Source organism: Lutispora sp. QWL-02 (genome assembly GCF_058315355.1).
Window position 1 is genome coordinate 2,710,774 of the sequence record NZ_CM177762.1, and the last position, 19,739, is coordinate 2,730,512.

Here is a 19,739-nt window from a genome sequence, read left to right on the forward strand (position 1 = left end):
TAGATATGGATATAAAGAAAATTAAAGCTGCTGTGGAATGCCTTTTGTTTGTTTCCGGTGATCCTGTATCTTTAAAAGAGCTTTCCTCAGCTTTAGAGGTGGATCAGGCTACCCTGAAGAAAATAATCAATCAGCTTACAGATGACTTTGATGATGAAGCCAGAGGAATAAAGATTGTAGAAATAAACGGCAGTTATCAGCTATGCTCAAGATCTGAGCTCTATGAATATGTGGAAAAGCTATTGAAACCAAAAGCAAAAACAGGTTTGTCCCAGGCTTCCCTTGAGACCTTATCGATTATTGCATATAAACAGCCTATTACAAAATCCAGTATAGATTCGGTGCGGGGAGTTAAATCAGATGCCTGCATAACAAGGCTGGTGGAAAAGGACATGATAAAGGAGATCGGGAGGATGGAGGGGCCCGGAAGGCCTATATTATACGGAACAACCGATACTTTTCTGAGGTTATTCGGATTGAAAAGCATCGGAGAGCTTCCGCCTCTTAACGATATGGATTAAAGAATAATACTCGAACAACGTATTATTCTTTAATTTTTTGGGAAAATACTTCAAGAACATATAATTATGCCTGGAGGAATAGCTTTGTATTTGTTATTAGCTATCACAGCATTTTCTATTGTAGCTTTAGCTTTATTTCATTCTCATCTAAAATTAAAAATATCATATAAGAGGATAGAAAATAATGATATCATTACACTTGCTGCATCTGCCTTTTTTGGAATTATAAAATATAAAGCCGAACTGCCATTTTTAGATTTTGTAAAAAAAATGGACAATTTTGCGGTGCGATTTAGATTAAGATTAAAATCCGGCAAAGAAATCCAGGATGAGATAAGATTTAAAAGGATTGAGTCACTAGATGAATTACTGAGCAGCCTGGATGATATGATGTCTTACTATCGTTTAAATAAAAAGGCTATAAAATATCTGGCAAAAAAGGCACAAATCAGAGATTTTTGCGTATATTCTGCTTTCGGGTTTGATGATGCTTATATCACAGGTGTTATGTATGGCATTTTATATACCGTCATTGTAAATTTCCTTGCATTTATAAAAGCGCATATTGATCTGTATATCAAGGCAATTGATCTAAAACCGGTTTTTAACAAAGAAGTTTTTCATATTATGTTGAATTGCATAATTGATATAAAGATAGGACATATTATTACTGCATTGAGAATGTTTATAAAAACTTCAAGAGGAAGTGAGATAGATGGAACAACCTATTCAAGGACTTATGAAAACAACTATGGAAAATATTAAGGAAATGATTGATGTAAACACAGTTATAGGAGATCCTGTAGAGACCCCAGACGGTACAGTGATCATTCCTATATCTAAAGTTGGGTTCGCTTTTATATCTGGCGGAGGAGATGTAAAGAGCGATGATACTGATCCCTCAAAGTCTTTCACCGGGGGCAGCGGCGCAGGAGTATCTGTCCATCCGGTAGGTTTCCTATCCATAAATCAAGGGCAGCTCAGGATGGTTCCGGTAAATTTCAATACCGCTGTAGATAGGCTGATTGATCTGATTCCAAGATTTATTGATAAAATTGAAAAACGAAGCGATAAAGTTTAAATAAGCAAGCAGCTAAATCTGGAAGAGAGGAGTTAAAATCCTCTCTTATTTATGTTATAATGAAATGTATCATGGCATAATATGCCATGCATTGAATAATAGGAGGTCTTTATGGAGTTAAAGGAAGCGATGGATTTAATCTGGGAGAACAGGAAGTATTCAACGGATGATCCAAAGGAAATAATGAGCCATTTAAATGAAGAGGTGGCCGAGTCTTTAAAGGCTTTGCTAAAAGGTGATTCTGACAGAGCCAAAAGAGAACTGGAGGATGCGTTGTCATGCTTGTTTATTGCTCTTAAAGTATTTGATGTAGATCTGGATGAAGCTGTTATTCATCAAGTGGAACAGATGAAAAAAAGAGTAGGAAATGTTATGATTTTTAAGAATGATAAGGTAGAGATTTTTGTTAATGGAATTTTAAAGGGCGGATGGTCCATTTGGGGTGATGATGATATAAAGGAAGCGGAGAAAATTGCCAAGGAATTTGGATGTAAAATAATTAGGAGTTAAAGATTAACATCATACTCCAAAGTATTATATGCATCATTCTGTTAATAATAAATAAAAAGATAACGGGGTGATTGCATGGTAAAAAGAATTTCTATATTCTTATTTTTATTTGCGTTGATATTATTGTTTACAAATATATTTGTTGCTAATGCATCTGATATAGATGCATTAGCATATATGCTCATGGATGTGAAAACAAATAGGGTTCTGTACAGCTATAATAGCTCAGTCAAGCTTCCGATGGCCAGCACAACAAAAATAATGACTGTTATTTTGGCTATTGAGAGCGAAAGGCTGGACGAAATGGTTACAATAAGCAGGGAAGCCTCCATTCAGGAAGGTTCCTCCATCTATTTAAAGGAAGGGGAAAAGATCAAGCTTGAAGACCTGCTTTATGCAATAATGCTTCGCTCGGGCAATGACGCGTCTGTAGCGGTGGCTGAACATCTTTGCGGTACCGCTGAAAAGTTTGCAGAATTAATGACTGAGAAAGCCAGACAAATTGGTGCCAATAATACAAATTTCAAGAATCCTCATGGGCTGCCTGACGATGATCACTATACCACTGCCTATGATTTGGGATTGATAACATGTTATGCTTTGCGGAATGATATGTTTGCTCAGATAGTAAAGACAAAAAGGAAGACAATCCCGGGCCCAGAAGGAGAGAACTGGGATAGAGTTCTGACAAATAAAAATAAAATGCTGTGGCAATTTGATGGGGGAGACGGTGTCAAAACCGGCTATACTAAAAAGGCAGGCAAATGCCTGGTATCTTCTGCAACACGGGAGGATTGGCAGCTGGTATCCGTGGTATTGAATTGCGGAGATATGTGGAATGCATCTTCTCAGCTGCTGGAATACGGCTTTAGCAATTATAAAAAGATCAAAGCAATAGATAAAGATGAGGCCTTTAAAGAAATACCGGTGATCAAAGGTAAGAAGAATTCTGCCAAGGTTTATCCGGCTGAGGATTTGTATGGTCCGATCAAGATAAGTGGAAACGAGGAAGAAATAGTAATAAAAGAAAATCTTGACAATATGGTCAAGGCTCCTATATACGAAAATAAAAAGGCAGGAACTCTGGAAGCTTATATCGGTGATTTTTGTATAGGTAAAACTGACCTGATATACAAAGAAAACATTGAATCAACAAGCATACTCTATAATGTTAAAAAGATTTTGAAAGGGTTTAAATGAAACAAAGGGGGCTGGATTTTTGATAAGGATAAGAAAGGCTTTGTCAGGCGATATGGAAAATATACTTATATTCCTGCAGGACAATGATTCTGAGGATAAGGATATAGATAATAATGATGATTGCTTTGTCTATTATGACAATGACATGCTGCTGGGCTGCGGTATATCTTTTGCAAAGGGTGATTATTGCTTTATAAACAATATTATAGTTGCTGAAAGGTTTAGAAGAAGCAAAGTTGGCACAGCTATAGCCAAAACTATATTGAATTCATATGAATGCAATGGTGCAAAGTATGCTCTATGCTGGAGACGGTGCAATGGTTTTTGCGAAAGCCTCGGCTTTCGTTCCACGGCAGCAGATGAGCTTCCGGTTTCTGTCCGAGACATGCTACATGACCAAGGAAATATCAAGTCATTATATTTTGTATCCCTGGAAGGCTATTTTAAAGGCTGCGGATAAATTTGAACATGTTTAATAATTAACTTGAAAAGTTTTACCATTTAACTAATAATATTGATAAGTATATACGTATAGGGGGTAATATTATTAATGGCAAAAATAAAAATTACTGAAACTGTATTAAGGGATGGACATCAATCGCTGATTGCTACAAGAATGAGAACTGATGAAATGCTGCCTATTTTAGAAGTAATGGATAATGTAGGTTACCATTCTCTGGAGATGTGGGGAGGCGCAACTTTTGATGCTTGTCTGAGGTTTTTGAATGAAGACCCCTGGGAAAGATTGAGGAAAATAAAAGCTAAATTAAGCAATACCAAACTTCAAATGCTTTTAAGAGGCCAAAACATTTTAGGATACAAAAACTATCCTGATGATGTTTTAGTTGAGTTTATAAAGCGATCTCTAGGAAACGGAATAGATATCATAAGAGTATTTGACGCATTGAATGATTTGCGGAATATTGAAAAGGCTATTGAGACAACCAAAAAATATGGTGGACATGCGCAAGGTACTGTGGTTTATACAATAAGTCCGGTGCATAACATTGATTTGTATATTTCACTTGCAAGAAAAATTCAGGATATGGGAGCGGATTCACTGTGCATTAAAGATATGTCAGGCATACTGACTCCATATGTTTCCTATGATTTGGTCAAGGAGCTCAAACGGCATATAGATATTCCTATCCAGCTGCATAGCCATTATACAAGCGGTATGGCTTCTATGGCATATATGAAGGCTATAGAGGCGGGCGCAGATATAATTGATACTGCTATCTCACCCTTTGGTTTAGGAACCTCTCAGCCTGCTACCGAGCCTATAGTGGCGGCATTGAAAAACACAGAATTTGATACAGGATTAGACCTTGGAAAGCTGAGTGAAATAGCAGAATATTTTAAGACGATCAAAGAAAAATATATAGCTGATGGGATCTTAAATCCTAATGTATTCAATGTAGATACAAGAGTGCTGTCTTATCAGATACCAGGTGGCATGATGAGCAATTTGCTGTCCCAGCTCGCATCTCAAAACGCAAGCAATAAATTTGAAGATGTATTGGTTGAATTGCCTCGTGTAAGAGAAGATTTGGGATATCCTCCGCTAGTAACACCTACCAGCCAAATGGTAGGAACCCAAGCTGTATTTAATGTGGTTCTTGGAGAAAGATATAAGATGATACCGTCAGAGATAAAGGCTTATGTAAAAGGCCAGTATGGCAAGCCTGTAGTTCCGATCTCCGAAGAAATCAAAAATAAAATCATAGGCGATGAGGAAGTAATCACGGTGAGGCCGGCTGACTTGCTGCCTCCTCAATTGGAGAATTATAAAGAAGAAATCAAAGAATTTTATGAGCAGGAAGAAGATGTCCTAACATATGCTCTATTCCCTCAAGTTGCATTAAAATTCTTCAGCCTAAGAAAAGCTGAGAAATACAGGATCGACGAAACCCTTGTCAACAAACAAGATATGACTCATCCCGTATAACAATAAGCCCCTGCCTGCAGGGGCTTAGCATTTGTCATGAAGAAATATCTTTATATTTTCTCCATTGCAAATTTTGACTACTTTAACCTTTGAATTATTTTTTATTCTTTTTCCGCATTTCAAGCAGACAAAATTGCTTTTATATATTGTATCATGATATATATTGATAGGAAGAGAACTATATTTTACCCAGCTTTTCCAACCGGTCTTGCAATATTTAACTCGGTTACCATAATCTGCATAAACCCATTTCAATAGCCTTTTTAGGTGGAAAGGATATTTTGTATACATTATGAAGTCTCTTGGCAATCCCAATGAAATAGAGTATTCTTCGAATGTTTTTTCAATCAAAGATTGGAGAGGATCGCAAATCTTAGTACCTTTATATTTATAATTCTTATTCTTCAGGTATTTTCTTGCGTCATCAAACATATATCCTTGACAGACTTCTATTTCCTCATTTTCATTTACTTGTAATATTTCTAAAGCATTTTTTACTATTTGTGTAGTATAATATAGGTATGATTTATTCTTGAAGTTGGTTTTATCATATAAAATTGGAGGAATAATTTCATAATAATACTCTCCTGTTTCGCAGCGAAGAGCTCCTATGCAAGTACCTCCGATAAGGCTTCCGCTGCCTGCATCATCGATTTGTATCATTTTTTCACCTGCAATTCAAAATTCAGATAATATATTGTATGAAGTAAATACTTTTTTAAACATATTATACGAGGAGGCGCTATATTGAGAATATTAGTATCTAATGATGATGGAATTAATGCAGCCGGCATATATCAACTGGCAAAAGCTTTAACAAAGCTAGGCAAGGTCAATGTGGTCTCACCCGAATCAGAAAGAAGCGCCAGCGGTCATTCCATTACGATGCATAAGCCTTTAAGAAGCAATCGTATTGATCTATATGGCAATGGCATAGATGCATGGAGTATAAACGGGACACCCTCAGATTGTGTCAAGTTTGCTCTGGATGTATTATTAAAAGAAGAGATTGATCTGGTAGTGTCCGGAATCAACAGAGGTTCAAATATGGGAACAGATGTACTATATTCCGGAACTGTATCGGCCGCTATTGAAGGAGCGATGCATGGCAAGCCGTCTATTGCCTTATCCCTCTGCTGTTACGAAAACTGTGATTTTGAACTTGCTGCTGAGCTGGCTGTTGCTATATGCAAAGAGCTATATGACACTGGAATTGAAAAAGATATTGTTATGAATGTGAACATTCCTCATATTCCGCGGGGGCTCATCAATGGGGTGAAGATAACCAGGCTGGGAGTGAGGAAATATAAAAATTGTTTTGAGGAAAGAAAAGATCCAAGAGGAAAGAGCTATTATTGGCTTGCAGGCGAACTGGCTGAAACGGAAAACAACGGAGATACCGACATAAATGCTGTAAAAGACAATTATATATCTATAACACCTATTAAAATTGACTTAACAAGCACGGAGACCTTGGAGAAGATGAAAAATGAAAATTGGGATTTAATCATAAAATAATTATCATAAAGATTTGGTATAACTTCTATACCGAATCTTTTTAATTTTTATCAAAAAAATAGATTAATTATTGCAATAAAAAATATAATATTATATACTAAAAATGAAGGCAAAATTGCATTTTTTTAATATTTATAAAAAAAATGAAATATAAATTGCAATTTTATGTTTTAAGGAGGAAAGAAGTATGAATAGCAATGAAACCGTAACTGAGAAACTAACCATCAATGAAAACTGGTGCAAGGGATGCGGTATCTGTGTTAAGTTTTGCCCTAAAAAAGTATTGGGATTAGAACACGATAAGGTAAAAATTGTAGATATTGATAAATGTATACAGTGTGGGCAATGTGAACTAAGATGCCCTGATTATGCAATATACGTAAGGGGGAAGTAAAATGAAACGTAAGGCTCAATTGATGCAAGGTAACGAAGCATGTGTAGAAGGCGCTATTGCTGCAGGAATGAGGTTTTTCGCCGGATATCCCATAACTCCTTCTACAGAAATAGCAGAAATCTCAGCAGAGAAGCTTCCTTGTGTTGGAGGAAAGTTTATTCAAATGGAAGATGAAATAGCAAGTATGGCAGCAATTATAGGAGCTTCCTTGACTGGCTTAAAAAGCATGACTGCAACCAGCGGTCCAGGCTTTTCACTTAAACAGGAGAATCTAGGTTATGCATCTATATCAGAAGTTCCATGTGTAGTAGTGAATGTTCAAAGAGGAGGCCCAAGCACAGGATTGCCGACTTCACCGGCTCAGGGTGAGATTATGCAAGCACGTTGGGGAACTCATGGTGATCATCCGGTTATAGCGTTAACTCCTTCTTCAGTAAAAGAAACTTTCGAGCTGACTATAAGAGCATTCAATCTTGCAGAAAAATATAGAATGCCTGTAATACTGCTTATGGATGAAGTCATAGGACATATGAGGGAAAGGGTAGAGCTCCCAGAAATTTCAGAATTAGAGATAGCAAACAGAAAAAGACCGGGTGTAAGCAAAGATGCCTATAAGCCCTATAAAGCGGATGAGGATTTAATACCGCCTATGGCTAACTTTGGAGAAGGATACAGGTATCATGTAACAGGACTTGTTCATGACGAAACCGGATTCCCGAGCAATAGCTCTTCTGTAGCTGACAAGCTTGTCAGAAGATTAATGGATAAAATAGAAACCCATAAAGACGATATTATTCAATGGGAAGAACAAAATACTGAGGATGCAGATATTGTTATTGTTTCTATAGGCGGTGTATCCAGAGCTTCAGATACTGCAATGAAAATGTTAAGAGCTAAAGGACTTAAAGTGGGGACATTCAGACCTATTACGGTATGGCCTTTCCCCGAAAAGAGACTTCAAGAGCTGGCAGAAAGGGTAAAAACCTTTGTTGTGGCAGAAATGAACCTCGGTCAAATGGTTTTAGAGGTTGAAAGAATAATAAAGGATAAAGCTGAAATCAAGAGAGTGAATAAGGTCAATGGAGAAGCAGTATATCCTGAAGAAATAACAGCAGTAATTGAGGAGGTGCTCTAATATGCCAAGTGCTATAGTTAACGAATATTTTAGAACCAATAAATTGCCGCAGATTTGGTGCCCCGGATGCGGTCACGGCATTATTACCAGAGCGATAACAGTTGCGATAGACAAGCTGGGGTTTGATAGAGATAAGATTTGTGTAGTATCCGGTATAGGCTGCTCTTCCAGGGCCACAGGATATTTGGACTTTGATACGCTTCATACAACTCACGGAAGGGCTTTGGCTTTTGCAACGGGGGTTAAGCTGGCAAATCCGGAGATGAAAGTCATCGTTATTACCGGAGATGGCGACGCTTCTGCTATAGGCGGCAACCATTTTATCCACGCATGCAGAAGAAATATAGGAATTACAACTATTGTTTTTAACAATAATATATACGGTATGACAGGCGGGCAGTATTCACCTACTACTCCTAAATTTGACAAAGGAACTACCGCACCTTATGGAAATATCGATAAGGCTTTTGACATACCAACTTTGGCTGCTGCTGCAGGAGCAACTTATGTCGGCAGATCAACAGCTTATCATACAAACCTTCTTATTTCTTTGATTGAAAACGGTTTGAAAAATGATGGATTCTCTTTGATTGAAGCTGTTAGCTCATGCCCAACTTACTATGGAAGAAAGAACAAAAAGGGATCGGCCGTTGATATGTTGGAATGGCAGAAAGATCATGCAGTTAATATATCTGCTGCTTCTAAGATGACTCCGGAAGCATTGGAAGGAAAATTCCTTATAGGAGAATTCAAAAATAGTCCGGAGCCTGAGTATACAAGTGAATACCAAAAGATCATCGATAGGTTTATAAAGGAGTGATATTGAATGGATAAGCATGAAATAAGATTGAGCGGTTCAGGTGGACAGGGACTTATTCTTGCAGGGATTATTTTGGCGGAAGCTGCTATAATCGACGGCAAAAATGCTGTTCAAACTCAATCCTACGGACCGGAAGCAAGAGGCGGAGCCAGTAAGGCTGAAGTAATCATTTCTACAGAAAAAATAGATTTTCCTAAGGTAAGAAATTGCGATATATTTTTGTCTCTGACTCAGAAGTCTTTTGATCAATACGGTAAAGGAATAAAAGAAGACGGCATAATAATCGTAGATCACATAGTGAATTCACAAAGTGCTAATAATAAAATATATTCGGTACCTATAATCGATACTGCTGTAAATGTAATAGGCAAGCCAATGGTTGTTAACATCGTAGCTCTGGGCGTTTTGGTTGCTCTTACTCAGATAGTATCTAAGGAAGCATTGGAAGAAGCAGTATTGGATCGTGTTCCAAAGGGCACGGAAGAGCTGAATAAAAAAGCACTGGAAATGGGATATGCAATGGGGGAAAATGCTAAAAAGTAATGGGGTAGGTTAAATGAGTGAAAATCAAGATTTAATGAAGAAAATACAATTGAGCTTTCAAAGGTTAAGTAAAGGGCAGAAGATGATTGCTCAGTATATTATGGACAATTATGATAAGGCTGCTTTTATGACTGCCGCAAAGTTGGGAGAAAAAGTAGGCGTTAGTGAATCTACAGTAGTAAGATTTGCAAATGTTCTTGATTTTGAAGGCTATCCGCAATTGCAGAGTGAACTTCAGGAAATGATAAGGACCCGTTTGACTACCGTACAAAGAATAGAAATGTCGGCAGACTATTCTAGTGAGGAAAACACTTTAAAAAAGGTGCTAAAAGCAGATATAGACAATTTAAGAATAACAATGGACAGCATTGACTACAAGGTTTTTGAAGCTTCAGTAAAGTCTATCACTGAAGCAAAGCATATTTATATTGTGGCATTGAGAAGTTCTACTACTTTAGCTGATTTTTTAGGCTTTTATCTCAATTTGATCAGGGATAATGTATACATTACAAGCAGATCTATTTCAGATACTTTTGAAATGCTATTCAGAGTAGATAAGGATGATTTGGTTATTGGTATAGGATTTCCCAGGTATTCATCAAAAACCATTGAAGCTCTCCATTACGCAAAGTCACAAGGTGCAAAGGTTCTTGCGATAACTGACAGTATTTTATCACCTTTGGCGGCAAACTCAGATTTTACTCTTACTGCAAAGAGCAACATGGAATCCTTTGTAGATTCCTTGGTTGCTCCCCTAAGCTTGCTTAATGCGTTAATAGTAGCAGTTGGTATTAAAGAAAAAAATAAAGTTGCATCTTCCTTTGCCAAACTTGAAGATATTTGGGAACAATACAATGTATATTCGAATAAGGAAAAAAGCGGTAAATAGCCAATATATTAAATTATTTTAATAATCAGGAGGATTTCAGCTAACCATATAGAATATGTTAAGGTGAATGGCCAAAGTTGCTTCATGATATTTAGAGCAGGCAGACTGCTTTAGATTATATATTATGTTATTAGGAGGTCTATTAAAATATGGCACACCAAGATAATTTAAATCCATTCTTAAACGCTCAGAAACAGGTAAAAGAAGCATGTGACAGATTAGGTTTAGAAGCAGATGTATACGAAATATTAAAGCAGCCTTTAAAAGTTCTGGAAGTTGCTATCCCTGTAAAGATGGATGACGGTAGCGTTAAGGTATTTACTGGCTACAGAGCTCAGCATAATGACGCTGTTGGTCCTACAAAAGGCGGTATCAGGTTCCATCCTAATGTGAGCAGAGATGAAGTAATGGCACTATCTATATGGATGACATTTAAATGTTGTGTTACCGGTATTCCATATGGCGGTGGCAAGGGTGGTATAATAGTCGATCCTAAAACCTTATCACAAGGCGAATTAGAGAGATTATCTAGAGGCTACATAGATGCTACTTATAAATTATTGGGAGAACAAGTAGACGTTCCGGCTCCTGATGTAAATACCAATGGCCAGATTATGGCTTGGATGGTTGATCAATATAACAAATTAGTAGGCAGAAGCGCTTTAGGTGTTATTACCGGAAAACCGGTAGAATTTGGTGGATCAAAGGGAAGAACTGCAGCTACAGGCTTTGGTGTTGCAGTAACTGCCAGAGAAGCTGCTAAGAGATTGGGAATAAACTTTAATGGTGCGACTATTGCATTGCAAGGCATAGGAAATGTTGGAAGCCATACCGGATACAATATGGAAAAGCTCGGCGGAAAAGTTGTGGCTGTTTGTGAATGGAATGGAACAGTTTACAAGGAAGACGGATTTGATATGCATGCTTTAGTTGATTATATGAGAAAGAATAAGACTATTGTTGGTTTCCCAGGGTCTAAGGAGATCACGAAATCTGAGTTCTTTGCATTGCCTGTAGACATTTTGGTTCCTGCCGCTCTTGAAAATGAGATAACTGCAGACGTTGCAGAGACAATTCAAGCTAAGTTCGTATGCGAAGCAGCCAATGGGCCTACCACTCCTGATGGAGATGAAGTTTTAAACAGAAGAGGTATACTGTTGACGCCTGATATACTCACAAATGCTGGCGGCGTTACCGTATCATATTTTGAATGGGTACAAAACCTATACGGCTATTATTGGACAGAAGAAGAAGTTGAAGAAAAAGAAGAAAGAGCAATGGTTGACGCATTCAATGCTATTTATAAGATCAAAGAAGAATATAATGTACCTATGAGAACTGCAGCCTATATGCACTCTGTAAAGAAAGTTGCGGCTGCAATGAAAGTTAGAGGATGGTACTAAATCTCTTATGGTCATAAAAAAACCTGTTTTTATAACAGGTTTTTTTTATGACTTCAAGTTTAGTTTTTCAATAATATGATATAATATTATAGATTTATTTTTCGGAATGGGGTTGTTTTATGGCATTTGATGTTATTGTTATCGGCGGCGGGCCCTCAGGCATGATGGCATCGGGAATTGCAGGCTCAAGAGGCAGGAATACCTTATTAATAGAAAAGAACGATAGATTAGGCAAGAAATTATATATTACAGGAAAAGGACGCTGCAATATAACCAACTCTGCTGAAAAAGATGATTTTATTATGCATATAACCAGAAATCCTAAATTCCTATACAGCTGCTTTAACAATTTGTTCAATGATGACCTTATAAATTTTTTTTCTGAATTAGGCTTAAGGACTAAGGTTGAAAGAGGCGGAAGGGTATTTCCTGTGTCAGATAAATCCAGCGATGTTATTAAGGCCCTTGAAAAGCATATGCAATTAAATAATGTATCTATCAAATTAAATACCTCGGTTAAATCCATTGATATCCAAGACGGCGTAGCCGAAGGAGTGGTGCTTGAAAGCGGAGAAAGGATCAAAAGCTCTGCTGTTATAATAGCAACAGGAGGCCTTTCTTATCCACTGACAGGATCCACGGGTGACGGCTATAAATTTGCAAAAAGTGCAGGGCATGAAATTACTAATCTGAAACCTTCTTTAGTCCCTTTGGTCGTCAAAGAAGAATACATAAAAGAAATTCAAGGTTTATCATTAAAAAATGTAGCTGTAAGAGCTGTTTGCGATGGTAAAATATTATTTGAAGAAATAGGAGAAATGTTATTCACCCATTATGGTTTATCAGGTCCTTTGATTTTGTCTGCAAGCTTCTACATTTCAGAAAGAGTATTTAAAAACCATAGGACTTTTATATGCATCGATCTTAAACCCGGCTTGACTGATGATGAATTAGATAAAAGGATATTAAGAGATTTTGATATGAACATAAATAAGCAATTTAAAAACTCATTGGATGATCTCCTGCCAAAAAAAATTATACCTGTAATCATTAAATTATCAGGTATACCCGAAAATAAACCGGTGAATCAGATATCGAAAGAAGAAAGAAGAGCATTGATTGATTTACTTAAAAATATGAAATTTGAAATTCTAGGTACCAGGCCTATTTCAGAGGCCATAATAACTTCAGGAGGTATAAATATCAAAGAGGTCAATCCCAGGACAATGGAATCGAAGCTGGCTGAAGGATTATATTTCGCCGGCGAAGTGCTGGATGTAGACGCATTTACAGGAGGCTATAATTTGCAGATTGCTTTCTCAACAGGATATACTGCCGGTTTAAATTGTTGACTATAAATTGACATTTTTGAGCATTATAATAGTTAGCAGTATGATTCCTTCAGGAGGCTCTGTTATGAACTCAAGACTGGATAAAAAAAAATATCAATATATAATAACGTGGGAAAGACTGGGCAATAGCTTAACGAAAATGCTTCTGATCTTATCTTTATTAACTATAGCGGTTCAGTCTGTTATAGCCATTGATATTGATATATTGCCCCAAAACATTACAATGGAATTGGAAGGCAAATCAGTGGTTGAGAATTATCACTATGAATCAAAAGGCCAGATAAAAATAACTGCTGACAGCAAAGCTGATATTGCTTTCTTAAGAGTGTTCATCAATGGGGAAATGAAGGAAGGGGGGGATAATGCCTATATAGAACTTAATGTTAGGAATAATGATATCATAGAAATTGATGGGATAGACAGCGAGAAGTATATCAATATAAACATTGAAAACACCTCAGAAAATATCATTTTCCCTAAAAAAGGAATGAGATACAGAATAGAAGGCAATATTGTTGTTTTAGGGAGGGTCAAGCTTAAATAGGGGGTTATTGCTTTGAACAATAAGGTTATTGCTATAGACGGACCTGCAGGAGCGGGTAAGAGCACTGTAGCAAGAAGACTGTCTGAAAGAATCAGCTATACTTATATAGATTCAGGCGCATTATTTAGAGCCGTTACTTTAAAGGTCCTCAAATGCGGAATAGAAGCGGACGATGTGAAGAATATTCTATACTATGCTAAGAACTCTTCTTTGGATTTTATAAATAATAGTATATATCTAGATGGTGAGGATGTAAGCTCAGAGATAAGAGAGGCCTTTGTGAGCTCAAAAGTTTCTTATATTGCTATGATTCCGGAGATAAGAGAAATTATTGTAAGTATACAGCGAAAGATAGCTAAAAACAAAAATGTTGTTGTTGATGGAAGAGATATAGGAACAACAGTTTTTCCTCGAGCATATATTAAATTTTTTCTGACCGCTTCTGTAGAAGAAAGAGCCAAAAGGAGATATAATGAACTTTGCGATAAGAATAAATACACTCTCGAAGAAGTAAAGAATCAAATAATAGAAAGAGATTATATAGATGCTCATAGGGAGGCTTCCCCCTTAAGGCAGGCTGAAGACGCTATATTGATCGACACAACAGGAAAAAACATAGATGAGGTCATAGCAGAAATGTTATATCATATTTCTATTAAGGGGGATGTATGAGGTGTTTTACCAAATAATAAAACTTTTGCTTAAGCCGTTATTTAATATATTTTATGTTGTCAGGGTCGAAGGCTTGGATAATTTGCCTGAAGAAAATGGATACATTGTATGCGGGAATCATGCTAGAGTCATAGATCCTATTCTTCTAGGGGTAAATATGCCTAAGAAAATATATTTTATGGCCAAAAACGAGCTGTTTAAAAATAAGTTGGTGGCTTTTGTTTTAAAAGGGCTTGGAGCTTTTCCTGTTAAAAGGGGGGAGGCGGATTTGAAAAGCATAAAAACCTCTTTGAAGCTGCTCCAAACTCAACAAAATATTGGCATATTCCCGGAGGGGACCAGAAATACCACAGGGGAGCTAAAGGCTGAACCAGGCATTGCTATGCTTGCTATTAAATCTAAGAGGCCGATTGTTCCCGTGGCCATAAAGACTGATTATAAAATATTCCATAGAACTGATATTGTGATCGGCAAAGCTATAAATTTGAGCGAACATTTCGATACAAAGCTAAAAAATGAAGATTATAAGGATATAAGCCTAGAGATAATGAAAAAAATAAAAAAACTATAGGTGAGCATATGAAAATAATTTTAGATAGGAATGCAGGTTTCTGTTTCGGGGTAAAAAACGCCGTAGCTGAAACTTTGAAAACCATAGAAGAAAATAAGCAAAAAAAGGTATATACATACGGCCCCTTGATCCATAATAAGCAAGTTACAGAAGAATTAAGAAAAAAGGGAGTTATTGAAATTGAAAATCTTGCTGAAGATATGGGGCCAGACTCATTGGTTGTAATAAGATCTCATGGAGCACCGAAGAAAATTTTTGAAGGTATAGCTTCTAAAGGCTTAAAATATGTAAACTGCACCTGTCCATTCGTATCCAGAATCCACAGAATTGTGGAGGAAAAATATAATGACGGCTATAAAATTATGATCGCTGGTGACAAGGACCACCCTGAAGTTATTGGAATAAACGGATGGTGCAATAATGAGGCTATTATATTGGATGATGAAAAAATGGTGGACAAACTCACTTATTATGATAAAATATGTTTAGTTGCACAAACAACTATTTCAAAAAATCTTTGGCATAGAATTAAGGAAAGGGTTAAAGATAAATTTAAAAATACTGAAATTTTTGATACCGTCTGCAGTGCTACAGAAAACAGACAGAAATCTGTGGCGGATTTAGCAGAAAAGGTTGATGCCATGATAATAATTGGCGGGTTTAATAGTTCCAATACTCTTAAACTGTATGAAATCTCCAAAAATGTTTGCCCGGAAACTTATCATATTGAAACTGCTGAGGATTTACTGAAAGAAAATATCATGAAGGCGGAAACTATAGGAATTGCAGCAGGTGCTTCTACGCCTGATTGGATAATTAAGGAGGTTATAGAAAAAATGCAAGATTTTAGTAATGAAAATATTATGGAGGAATATGAGAAAAGTTTTAAATCCCTTCATCCTGGAGAAACAGTAAAAGGCATTGTTTTATCCTTAAACGATGAAGAGGTGATTGTTAATATAGGCTACAAAGCTGATGGAATTGTTAAGAAAGAAGACTTATTTTGGGACATGGATTTAAAAATATCTGAACTGGTAAAAGTAGGAGACGAGATAGAAGTTAAGGTAGTCAGCATAAATGATGGAGAAGGCAATGTCGTACTATCAAAAAAATTAGTAGATGCAGATAAAAATTGGTATAAGCTAGAATATGCATATAATGAAAATAGTTCCGTGCCCGGTATTGTCAAAGAAATAGTAAAAGGCGGAGGAATTGTTGAGATATTCGGCATAAGAACGTTTATGCCCGCTTCCTTATTTGATTTGAGATATGTTAATGATTTGGAGTCATATAAAAATAGCAAAGTTGACGTCAAAATCATAGAGTTTGATAAAGATAATAGGAAAGTTCTTGTTTCAAGAAAGGGTCATCTATTAGAGCAAAAAGAAGCAAAGGAAAAAGAGTTCTGGGCTCATGCAGAGGTTGACCAAAAAATTATAGGTGAAGTAAAAAGAGTGACAGATTTTGGTGCCTTTGTAGACATAGGCGGCGTCGATGGGTTGATCCATATCTCTGAATTATCCTGGTCGAGAATAGAACATCCTTCTGAAGTTGTTAAACCTGGCGATAAAGTAGAAGTTGTGATACTGTCTTTAGACAGCAATAAAAATAAAATCTCTTTAGGTCTTAAGCAGACAAAGCCGGAGCCGTGGACTACAGTGGAAGGCAAATATAACACAGGAGATATTGTTAATGTCAGGATATTAAGATTTGCAGCCTTTGGAGCTTTTGCCGAGGTCGAACCGGGGATTGACGGACTTATACACATATCCCAGATATCTGACAAAAGAATAGGCAAGCCTTCGGACGTGTTAACTATAAATCAAGTGGTAAAGGCTAAAATTGTAGATATTAATATCCCGGAAAGAAAGCTTAGCCTGAGTTTAAAGGAAATAGAAGAGTAAAGACATGCCAATCTGTATTTCATACAGATTGGCATTATTTTTTTGGAAAAATAAAAATTTCATGTATTTTTTTTAAGATTATGCAGATAATAGTTAATGACCTCACAAAATACATTGAGACCCCCTTTACATTCTGTTTTCGTGATATGTAACATATCACGACTTTTTTTTATGTTATTTTTATGTTAGAATTGGTTCAATGACTATAATATTTGATAAGGAGTATATAGATGCTTACAGGATATGAAAAATTCAAAGAGAAGATATTTAAGCTTACCGGTATAGATTTATCGTGCTATAAGGAAAGACAGATGAAAAGAAGAATTGATTCCCTGATTTCCAGAAACAGCTTTAATGATTATGATACATACTATAATGCACTTTTGCAGGACTCCCATTTGTTCAATGAATTTATCAATTATTTGACCATTAATGTATCAGAATTTTATAGAAATCCTGCCCAATGGGAGGTTTTGGAGAAAGAAATAATTCCACGGCTATTAGAAAATAGGAAGACCTTAAAGATATGGAGTGCAGCATGCTCTACAGGAGAAGAGCCTTATTCTTTGGTCATGCTGATGACAAAATTTATGAAGCTTGAAAATATCAGTATTTATGCTACAGATATTGACGATGATGCTATAAATAAAGCAAAAATGGGGGTTTATAATGAAAAAAGCCTGGCAAATCTGCCAGATGGATTTGTCAGCAAGTTTTTCATAAAAAATTTAAACACTTATAAAATAAAAGACGAAATTAAAAAATGCGTAGAATATAGAAAACATAATCTGTTGATGGACAAGTACCCCGAAAACTGTGATCTGATCATATGCAGGAATGTGCTGATATATTTTACTGAAGAAGCTAAAAACAATATATACACCCGGTTCAGCAAAGCACTAAGCTCAAACGGAATACTATTTGTAGGAAGCACAGAGCAGATCATTATGGCTCAAAGATATAATATGGAGCCATTGAAAAATTTTTTTTATAAGCTGATATAGAAGTCAATCACATATCAAAATAAATAAAAAAACAGAGATAGCTCTGTTTTTTGCTTTTATATGGTGCCTTGGGGCGGAATCGAACCACCGACACGAGGATTTTCAGTCCTCTGCTCTACCGACTGAGCTACCAAGGCATTTATGGTGGGCCTTCAGGGACTCGAACCCCGGACCAACCGGTTATGAGCCGGTTGCTCTAACCAACTGAGCTAAAGGCCCTTTGAAACGACAGTTCTGATTTTACTATAAATTTTGCCCTATGTCAATATTATTATCTTAAAATTTTTTGATATAAGGCTTTAATGATTATATCTTTCCGCAACACGAAATATAATGTAATGAGCACTGAGCTAACCCGCTCTAAGGCGAGCGCCAAAGAGCGGCGAAATCTTGTTCAATAATAAGTATAGGAGCTGATATATTTGAATCTTGCATTAAAACACATATATGAATCATCAAATATGGTCTTTTTAGAACAAATGGAAGTCAATAAGATATTGAAAAATTATGATTTAAATATCATTGACGTTGAAAAAATAAGGAGCATTTACATGGTAGCTGCGGAGGAAGGCTTTTATTGCCTAAAAAAAATAGGAAACGGAGAAAAAAGGGCCATAAAGAGCATAAGCATCATGAACCATCTTAAAGCCCAAGGCTTTAACAAGGTTACAAATCCATTATATTGTTCTTCAGGAGAGGTGCTTGTTAAGAGAAAATCCTCCTCCTATTATTTAGCAGATTGGATTGATGCAGCAGAAGTAGACTTTGATAATATTGGAGACATTATGGAGAGCGTACGCCTATTGGCCGAGTTTCATAATAAGGCTAAGGGCTTTCAAACAAAGATAATTAAGCTTGAAAGTAACATAGGAAAGCTGCCCAAATTGTACAATGAAAAAACATATTTTCTTAACAACATAAAGGAAAGCCTTGATAGGAAATCAGATAAGAACAGCTTTGATATTCTATACCATGAAAATATGGATTATTACATTCATCAGGCTCAGCTCGCGGCAAACATTTTAAAAAACTCGGATTATGACAGGCTATGCGAAAAAAATAAAAATGAACTATATATATGTCATGATAGCTTCTATTATCAAAATATCCTAAAGGATGAACAAAACAACTACTATTTGATAGATCTGGAAAGTTGTCTGTATGATTTGCCACTAGTTGATTTGGGTAAATTTCTAAGGAGAATCATGGCAAATAAAAAATATTTATGGGATTTTGATTTATGCAGAAGCATGCTATTTGAGTACAGAAATGTAAGGAAATTGGATGAAAAAGAATATAAGATAATATTATCTATGCTTGTTTTTCCTTATAAATTTTATAAATTGGGCAGAAAAAAATATTTAAAAAAGAAAAAGTGGAAAAATGAACGATTTTTAAGAAAACTAAATAGAATATTAGAATATAAAGAACAGAAAGAAAGATTTATAGAATCCTATATTGAATATTATGATATCAAGCTTTAATGGTCGGGGCAACAGGATTTGAACCTGCGGCCTCTTGGTCCCGAACCAAGCGCGCTACCAAGCTGCGCCATGCCCCGATTCTGTGTGTTATGTGAGCACTTATTATTCAAGTCTCCAATTTATGAAGCCTTTTTTATAATATACTCAAAAAGAGTTAAAGTCAATACCATAATCGCAAATTATGAAATAATTATAAAAAGAAGGATATTAGATTATTTAGAAGAATATAAAAATTAATATTAAATA

General features: G+C 36.1%; 22 protein-coding genes and 3 tRNA genes. 21 read left to right on the forward strand and 4 right to left on the reverse strand.

Annotated elements, in window-relative coordinates:
- The first annotated feature begins 5 nt into the window (after positions 1-5).
- The 7 genes from scpB to AC4HCY_RS12750 all read left to right on the forward strand — a co-directional run bounded on the left by scpB (position 6) and on the right by AC4HCY_RS12750 (position 5,260).
- Entirely contained in the window at positions 6-521 is a 516-nt protein-coding gene (gene scpB, locus AC4HCY_RS12720; protein WP_323433877.1) for an SMC-Scp complex subunit ScpB, read from the forward strand.
- An 84-nt stretch (positions 522-605) separates the two neighbouring features.
- On the forward strand, positions 606-1,286 hold the full coding sequence (locus AC4HCY_RS12725; protein ID WP_323433878.1) for a DUF2953 domain-containing protein: 681 nt from the start codon (positions 606-608) through the stop codon (positions 1,284-1,286).
- On the forward strand, positions 1,237-1,602 hold the full coding sequence (gene ytfJ / locus AC4HCY_RS12730) for a GerW family sporulation protein (RefSeq protein ID WP_323433879.1): 366 nt from the start codon (positions 1,237-1,239) through the stop codon (positions 1,600-1,602). The genes AC4HCY_RS12725 and ytfJ overlap by 50 nt, the downstream gene beginning before the upstream one ends.
- Positions 1,603-1,713: 111 nt before the next feature.
- Positions 1,714-2,112, forward strand: coding sequence for a nucleoside triphosphate pyrophosphohydrolase family protein (locus AC4HCY_RS12735; protein ID WP_323433880.1), 399 nt, complete (start codon positions 1,714-1,716; stop codon positions 2,110-2,112).
- A gap of 75 nt (positions 2,113-2,187) precedes the next feature.
- The gene (locus tag AC4HCY_RS12740) at positions 2,188-3,312 is read left to right on the forward strand and encodes a D-alanyl-D-alanine carboxypeptidase family protein (protein WP_491094379.1); all 1,125 of its coding nucleotides are present in this window, start codon (positions 2,188-2,190) and stop codon (positions 3,310-3,312) included.
- Positions 3,313-3,331: 19 nt separating this feature from the next.
- Positions 3,332-3,772 carry a GNAT family N-acetyltransferase gene (locus AC4HCY_RS12745; RefSeq protein WP_323433882.1) on the forward strand — a complete coding sequence of 147 codons (441 nt, stop codon included), beginning with the start codon at positions 3,332-3,334 and terminating at the stop codon, positions 3,770-3,772.
- Between the two features lie 90 nt (positions 3,773-3,862).
- On the forward strand, positions 3,863-5,260 hold the full coding sequence (locus AC4HCY_RS12750; protein ID WP_491094380.1) for an oxaloacetate decarboxylase subunit alpha: 1,398 nt from the start codon (positions 3,863-3,865) through the stop codon (positions 5,258-5,260).
- 24 nt (positions 5,261-5,284) lie between these two features.
- On the opposite strand, the gene AC4HCY_RS12755 is transcribed toward AC4HCY_RS12750, so the two are convergent.
- The gene (locus AC4HCY_RS12755; protein WP_323433921.1) at positions 5,285-5,923 is read right to left on the reverse strand and encodes a hypothetical protein; all 639 of its coding nucleotides are present in this window, start codon (positions 5,921-5,923) and stop codon (positions 5,285-5,287) included.
- An 84-nt stretch (positions 5,924-6,007) separates the two neighbouring features.
- On the opposite strand from AC4HCY_RS12755, the gene surE reads away from it, so the two are divergent.
- The 13 genes from surE (at position 6,008) to AC4HCY_RS12820 (ending at position 18,009) form a co-directional block, all read left to right on the forward strand.
- On the forward strand, positions 6,008-6,778 hold the full coding sequence (gene surE / locus AC4HCY_RS12760; RefSeq protein WP_491094381.1) for a 5'/3'-nucleotidase SurE: 771 nt from the start codon (positions 6,008-6,010) through the stop codon (positions 6,776-6,778).
- 187 nt (positions 6,779-6,965) lie between these two features.
- Complete coding sequence (locus AC4HCY_RS12765) at positions 6,966-7,172, forward strand: 4Fe-4S binding protein (RefSeq protein WP_323433919.1); 207 nt, start codon at positions 6,966-6,968, stop codon at positions 7,170-7,172.
- 1 nt (position 7,173) lies between these two features.
- On the forward strand, positions 7,174-8,307 hold the full coding sequence (locus AC4HCY_RS12770) for a 2-oxoacid:acceptor oxidoreductase subunit alpha (protein ID WP_323433918.1): 1,134 nt from the start codon (positions 7,174-7,176) through the stop codon (positions 8,305-8,307).
- A 1-nt stretch (position 8,308) separates the two neighbouring features.
- Complete coding sequence (locus AC4HCY_RS12775; RefSeq protein ID WP_323433917.1) at positions 8,309-9,127, forward strand: 2-oxoacid:ferredoxin oxidoreductase subunit beta; 819 nt, start codon at positions 8,309-8,311, stop codon at positions 9,125-9,127.
- Between the two features lie 6 nt (positions 9,128-9,133).
- Complete coding sequence (locus tag AC4HCY_RS12780; RefSeq protein ID WP_323433916.1) at positions 9,134-9,670, forward strand: 2-oxoacid:acceptor oxidoreductase family protein; 537 nt, start codon at positions 9,134-9,136, stop codon at positions 9,668-9,670.
- 13 nt (positions 9,671-9,683) lie between these two features.
- Positions 9,684-10,559 carry a MurR/RpiR family transcriptional regulator gene (locus tag AC4HCY_RS12785; protein WP_323433915.1) on the forward strand — a complete coding sequence of 292 codons (876 nt, stop codon included), beginning with the start codon at positions 9,684-9,686 and terminating at the stop codon, positions 10,557-10,559.
- 149 nt (positions 10,560-10,708) lie between these two features.
- Entirely contained in the window at positions 10,709-11,962 is a 1,254-nt protein-coding gene (locus AC4HCY_RS12790) for a Glu/Leu/Phe/Val family dehydrogenase (RefSeq protein ID WP_323433914.1), read from the forward strand.
- A gap of 119 nt (positions 11,963-12,081) precedes the next feature.
- A complete protein-coding gene (locus AC4HCY_RS12795) occupies positions 12,082-13,314 on the forward strand; it encodes a BaiN/RdsA family NAD(P)/FAD-dependent oxidoreductase (RefSeq protein WP_491094382.1) in 1,233 nt (410 codons plus the stop codon).
- A gap of 64 nt (positions 13,315-13,378) precedes the next feature.
- Positions 13,379-13,858, forward strand: coding sequence for a hypothetical protein (locus tag AC4HCY_RS12800; protein ID WP_323433912.1), 480 nt, complete (start codon positions 13,379-13,381; stop codon positions 13,856-13,858).
- Positions 13,859-13,870: 12 nt separating this feature from the next.
- Complete coding sequence (cmk, locus tag AC4HCY_RS12805) at positions 13,871-14,530, forward strand: (d)CMP kinase (protein WP_323433911.1); 660 nt, start codon at positions 13,871-13,873, stop codon at positions 14,528-14,530.
- A 1-nt stretch (position 14,531) separates the two neighbouring features.
- Positions 14,532-15,101, forward strand: a complete 570-nt coding sequence (locus AC4HCY_RS12810; protein ID WP_323433910.1) for a lysophospholipid acyltransferase family protein — start codon at positions 14,532-14,534, stop codon at positions 15,099-15,101.
- Positions 15,102-15,109: 8 nt separating this feature from the next.
- Positions 15,110-17,005 carry a bifunctional 4-hydroxy-3-methylbut-2-enyl diphosphate reductase/30S ribosomal protein S1 gene (locus tag AC4HCY_RS12815; protein ID WP_491094383.1) on the forward strand — a complete coding sequence of 632 codons (1,896 nt, stop codon included), beginning with the start codon at positions 15,110-15,112 and terminating at the stop codon, positions 17,003-17,005.
- A gap of 230 nt (positions 17,006-17,235) precedes the next feature.
- Positions 17,236-18,009 (forward strand): CheR family methyltransferase, encoded by a 774-nt coding sequence (locus tag AC4HCY_RS12820; protein ID WP_323430797.1) that lies wholly within the window; start codon positions 17,236-17,238, stop codon positions 18,007-18,009.
- A 61-nt stretch (positions 18,010-18,070) separates the two neighbouring features.
- Here the strand turns inward: AC4HCY_RS12820 and AC4HCY_RS12825 are convergent.
- Together AC4HCY_RS12825 and AC4HCY_RS12830 are read right to left on the reverse strand one after the other, a co-directional pair.
- A tRNA-Phe gene (locus tag AC4HCY_RS12825) sits at positions 18,071-18,146 on the reverse strand.
- A gap of 5 nt (positions 18,147-18,151) precedes the next feature.
- Positions 18,152-18,228, reverse strand: a tRNA-Ile gene (locus AC4HCY_RS12830).
- Positions 18,229-18,431: 203 nt separating this feature from the next.
- Here AC4HCY_RS12830 and AC4HCY_RS12835 point away from each other — a divergent pair.
- The gene (locus AC4HCY_RS12835) at positions 18,432-19,493 is read left to right on the forward strand and encodes a CotS family spore coat protein (protein WP_323430796.1); all 1,062 of its coding nucleotides are present in this window, start codon (positions 18,432-18,434) and stop codon (positions 19,491-19,493) included.
- Here AC4HCY_RS12835 and AC4HCY_RS12840 read toward each other — a convergent pair.
- Positions 19,494-19,570: transfer RNA gene (locus AC4HCY_RS12840), tRNA-Pro, on the reverse strand.
- Positions 19,571-19,739 lie beyond the last annotated feature (169 nt).